The 5,295-nt window shown below is 75.9% G+C and carries 2 protein-coding genes; both read right to left on the reverse strand.

Annotation, left to right across the window (positions count from 1 at the left end; translation table 11 throughout):
* The coding region (locus ACIQOV_RS26145) for a SpoIIE family protein phosphatase (RefSeq protein WP_401052415.1) at nt 1-3,673 on the reverse strand (3,673 nt) is incomplete at its 3' end.
* A 134-nt stretch (nt 3,674-3,807) separates the two neighbouring features.
* Nucleotides 3,808-5,295 (reverse strand): MFS transporter (locus tag ACIQOV_RS26150; protein WP_401052418.1); only part of this gene is annotated, 1,488 nt, incomplete at its 5' end.

Here is a 5,295-nt window from a genome sequence, read left to right on the forward strand (position 1 = left end):
GGTCGGTCCCCGGGGGCAGCTCCAGCTCGAACCAGACCACCTTGCCGTCCTTGGTCCGGCGGCTGCCCCAGCGGTGCGCGAGCTCGTTGACCAGGTGGATGCCCCGGCCGCCCTCGTCCTCGCTGCGGGCACGGCGGATCCGCGGCACCTCGGACTCCTGGTCGGCGACCTCGACGGTGAGCACCCGGTTGCAGTACAGCCGCAGCTGGGTGGGCGATCCGGCGTGCACCAGGGCGTTGGTGATCAGCTCGCTGGTGAGCAGTTCGGCCCAGTCGGCGAGCGCGTCGAGCCCCCAGGCGGTCAGCGTCTCGCGGGTGAAGCGGCGCGAGTGGGCGACCATGGCGTGGTCCCCGGTGAGCGGGAGGGTGGCGATCCGGTCGGCTCCCCGCGGGCGGACCTGCGCCATGATGACGGCGATGTCGTCCTCGCCGGTGGTCTCGGTGAGCCGGCTCAGGACGGCCTCGCAGGTCTGCTCCAGCGAGTCGCGCCGGTCGGCGACGGTCCGGCAGAGCAGCTCCAGCCCCTCGTCCAGGTCCTGGCCCCGGCGCTCGACCAGGCCGTCCGTGTAGAGCGTGAGGATGCCCTCCTCGGGGAGGGTGAACTCGGCGTTCTCGAAGGCGACTCCGCCCACCCCGAGCGGAATGCCGGACGGCAGCTCGACCAGGTGCGCCCGCCCCTCGGTGTCGGCGACCACGGGCGGCAGGTGCCCGGCGCTGGCCGCGGTGCAGTGGCGGTCCACCGGGTCGTACACCACGCAGACGCAGGTGGCGAACTGGCCCTCGCCGACCGTCGCGGTCGCCTCGTCCAGCCGGTACAGCACCCGCGCCGGGTCCAGGTCCAGGGTGATCAACGTCCTTGCCACCGTGCGGAGCTGGCCCATCGTGGCGGCGGCCCGGATGCCGTGGCCCATCACGTCGCCGACGATCAGCGCGACCCGCCCGGAGGACAGCGGCACCACGTCGAACCAGTCGCCGCCGACCTCGCTGACCACGCTGCTCGGCAGGTAGCGGTAGGCGAGGTCCAGCCCGAGGGTGCGGTGCACCTCCTGCGGCAGCAGACTGCGCTGGAGGGTGAGCGCGGTGTCCCGCTCGCGGCGGTAGAGCCGGGCGTTGTCGATCGCCAGCGCGGTGCGGGCGGCCAGCTCCTCGGCCAGCGAGCGGTCCTCCGGGCCGAACGGTGCCGGGTTGCGGGTGCGGACGAACTCCGCGCCGCCCAGCACGTGTCCGCGCGCCACCAGCGGCACCATCAGGTACGAGTGCACCCCGGCGTCCAGGCCCGGCTGCACCCGGTCGGGCGAGGCGACGATCCGGCGCAGCTCCTCCTCGGTCACCTCGGCGACCAGGATCGAGCGCCGGGTGCGCAGGCTCTGCGCGTACAGGCCGGCCGACTGCGAGGTCTCGCCCACCCCGTCGGCGGCCTCGTGCATGGCGCCGTCCGAGCCGGTGTCGCCGACCGCGACCGCCCGCATCAGCACCGGGCCCTCCGCCGGGACGGCCCCGGGTTCCTCGCCGCTGAGCACCGCCTCGCGCAGGTCCACGGTGACGAAGTCGGCGAAGCGCGGGATCACCACCTCCACCAACTCCCGGGCCGTGCGGTACAGATCGAGCGTGGTGCCGATCCGGTTGCTGGCCTCGTTCAGCAGCGACAGCCGCTGCTGGGCGGCCCACGCCTCGTCCAGCGCCCGCTGCCGGGCGGCGGCCGCGTCGCGCTCGCGGGTGAACAGCAGCGCGTTGTCGATCGAGACGGCCGCCCGCAGCGCCAACTCCCCGGCCAGCGCCACGTCGGCCTCCTCGTACGGGCGCTCGACCAGGGTGCGGTAGAAGCCCGCCACGCCGACCGGCGTGCCGCGCGCGATCAGCGGGACCGCCATGAACGACTGCACGTTCTGCTCCCGGACGGCGGCCCGGCGCACCGGGTCCTCGGCGAACCAGGCCATGCCCTCCTCGTCCATCCGCGGCACCAGCACCGGCTTGCGGTGCGCCAGGCACCACGCGTACGGCGAACCGGGCAGAAAGCGGTGCAGGTTGCCGGTGCGGTCGATCGGGGCCAGGGTCGAGCCGCGCACCGAGTGGAAGGCCATCCGCCGCAGCAGTGCCGAACCGTCCACCGGGGCGGTCGCCTCGCGCTCGCCGCGGACCAGCTCCTCCAGCACCTCCACCACCACCGTGTCGGCCAGCCTCGGCGTCGCCACCTCGGCCAGCTCCTGGGCGGTCTGGGCGAGATCGAGCGTGGTGCCGATCCGGGTGGAGGCCACGTTGACCAGCGCCAGGCGCTCCTGCGCGGCCTTGGCCTCGCGCAGCGCCTGCTGCCGGGCCAGCACCGTCCGGTGCTGGCGCAGGTACAGCCGGGCGTTGTCGATCGCGACGGCGGCGCGCGAGGCCAGCTCGTCGCCGAGCGTGATGTCGGCCGCCGCGAAGGACTCCCGCGAGCCGCGCCGCGAGTACACCACCATGCCGAGCGTCGTGCCGCGCGCCACCAGGGGGGTGATCCGCACCGAGCGCGGGCGGTCGCCGATGAAGGCCTGGCGGCGGCTCTCGTTGAGGCGCTCGCTCAGCGCCGGCAGCTCCCAGGACGGCACCACCACCGTGCGCCCGCCGGTCAGCGCCCGGGCGTACGGGGAGTCCGGCGGCAGCTCGTACACGGCGTCCAGCGGCAGCGCCTCGGCCGGGTACTGGTTGTCGGCGGAGGCGATCGCCAGGCGCCGTACCAGCAAGGGGGCGTCCGGTGGGGACGGCTCGACGTTCCGGCCGGCCACCAGCTCCTCCAGCCCGAACACCGCGCTGATGTCGGCGACCCTGGGCACCATCGCGTCGACCAGTTCCCGGGCGGTCTGCCGCAGGTCCAGCGTGGTGCCGATCGAGGCGGTCGCGTCGACCAGCAGGGACAGCCGCTCCTGGGCGCGGGCGGCCCGGGCGTCGGCGTGGAACCGCTCGGTGATGTCGATGACGGTCGCGCACACCCCGAGCACCCGGCCGCCGCGGTCCCTCAGCCGGAAGTAGGAGGCCGACCAGGCGTGGTCGTGGCCCGGGTCGCCCGGGGTGCGGCCGTGCGCGAGGTCGTCCACCACCGGCTCGCCGCTCTCCAGCACCCGGCGCATCACCGCCTCGGACTCGGGGCCGTTGATCCTGGGCAGCACCTCGGTGAGCCGTCGGCCCAGCGGGCGTTCGACGCTCAGGCCGTTGGCGTCCGCCAGCGCCTCGTTCAGCCGGACGAAGCGCAGGTCGGTGTCGAACACCGCCATGCCCACCGGGGACTGGGTGAAGAACCCGTCGAGGAGGGCCAGGTCGGCCTGGAGCCGGTGCAGCGTGGTCACCTCGGAGGCGACCGCCAGCACCATCGGGGCGCCGCCGGGGCCGAGGATCGGATGGGTGCGGAACTCCAGGTCCACCAGGTGCCCGTCCCGGTGCCGGACCGGGAAGACCCCGGACCAGGGCCGGCCCGCCAGGATCTGCCGGAACAGCTGGAGCACCTCCGGCCGGTGCTCGTCGGAGGTCAGCAGGGTCGCGGCCCGGGCACCCACCGCCTCCTGCGCCGGGTGTCCGAGCAGCGCCTCCGCGTCACTGCTCCAGTGCAGGATGCGTCCGTCGGCGTCGATCAGCGCAGTGGCGATCGGCACCATCAGCAGGGCGTCCTGCCGGGGCTGCCCCGCGCGCTGCGCGTAGTGGTCCACCATGGCCAGAGAACCGTCCCAGAAACCGTCCGGAGATCGTTCCCACCAGCAACTGCCATCTTCGCACGCGCTCCCGGGCGGCCGCTCACCGTGGCAGCGGGCGCTCGGGACGTCCTCCCGGGCCGACGTCCGGTGCGTCACCGCAGGGCCGTGGGCCGGCGGGCCGGCCGTGCGGCGTCCGTCTCCGCGCCCGAGCGGGCTTCGGCGGCGCGGGCGGCGAGGGCGATCAGTGTGCCGACCAGGCAGAGCGCGGCCGCGACCAGGACGGCCCGGTCGGCGCCCGCCGCCAGGGCGCGGGCCGCCGCCCCGGGGCCGGGCGAGCCGGGCCGGGCGGATCCGGTGACGGCGACCGTGACCGCCACGCCGAGGGCCGAACCCAGGTAGCGGGAGGTGTTGTTGGCGCCGGAGCCCATCGCCGCCCGGTGCGCCGGGACGCTGCCGATCGCCAGCCGGGCCAGGGCCGCGTTGAGCACCCCGCTGCCGACGCCCGCGACCGCGAGCCCCGGCACCAGCCGCAGCCAGGACGAGCCGGGCGCGAGCCCGTACAGTCCCAGCTCGCCCGCGCCGCAGACCAGCAGGCCGAGGGAGACCTGGGTGGTGGCGGACAGCCGGGCGGCCAGGCGGCGGGCCTGGAGTGCGGAGACCACCGACAGGCCCGACCACAGGGCCAGCACGCCGGCCGCGGCCGGACCGGACAGGCCGAGCACGCCCTGGAGCAGGGTGGGCAGGTAGCTCATGAAGCCGACCAGCGACAGCCCGGTGAACAGCGCCCCGCCGGTGGCCGCGACGAAGCCGGGCTCGCGGAACAGGGCGAGGTCCAGCATCGGCTCCCGGGCCCTCGCCTCGACCACCGCGAACGCCGCCAGCAGCAGCACCCCGCCGGTCAGCAGTGCCACCGCGGTGGGCCGCCCCCAGCCGTCGCGGCCCTCGGCCAGCCCGGCGATCAGGCAGGAGGTGCCGGCGGCGAGGGTGAGCACCCCGTACGGGTCGAGCGCTCGCGGCCGCTCGGCCCGCGACTCGGTGAGGACGGCGACGGCGAAGCCGGCCACCACGGCCGAGCCCGCCGCGATGCCGCCGCCGACCGCGCGCCACCCGGCCCACTGCTGGACCAGCGCGCCGTACACCGGCCCGACCGCGATGCCGAGGCCGACCGCCGCGCCCCAGACGCCGAGTGCCCGGATCCGGTCGGGCCCGGGCGGGTGGGCGTGGCCGATCAGGCCGAGCGCGGGTGCCAGGACGGCCGCCGAGGCGACACCGAGGAGCACCCGGGAGGCCAGGTAGACGGCGCCGCCGGGGGCGAGTGCGGCCAGCGCCTCGGCGGCCGTGAACAGCAGCACGCCGAAGGTGAAGACCCGCTTGCGGCCGTGGTCGTCGGCGGCGCTTCCGGCGGTGAGCAGCAGTGCGGAGATGCCGACCAGGGTGCCGGTGAGGATCCAGGTGCGGCCGGCGGCGCCCAGGTGGGCGGCCTGGGCGGTGGCGGCGAGCGAGGCGGTGGGGGCGGTGTACGCGACGGTGGTCAGGGCGGTCGCCGCCGCGGTGGTCGCCAGCGTGGCGGCGGGCCGGAGGCGCGGGCCCGGGGCGGTGGGGGCGGTGGGTGAGGCGGGTGAGGCGGGTGAGGAGCCAGG

Origin of the sequence: Kitasatospora sp. NPDC091257 (assembly GCF_044757675.1) — a bacterium.
Lineage (GTDB): Bacteria > Actinomycetota > Actinomycetes > Streptomycetales > Streptomycetaceae > Kitasatospora > Kitasatospora lactacystinica.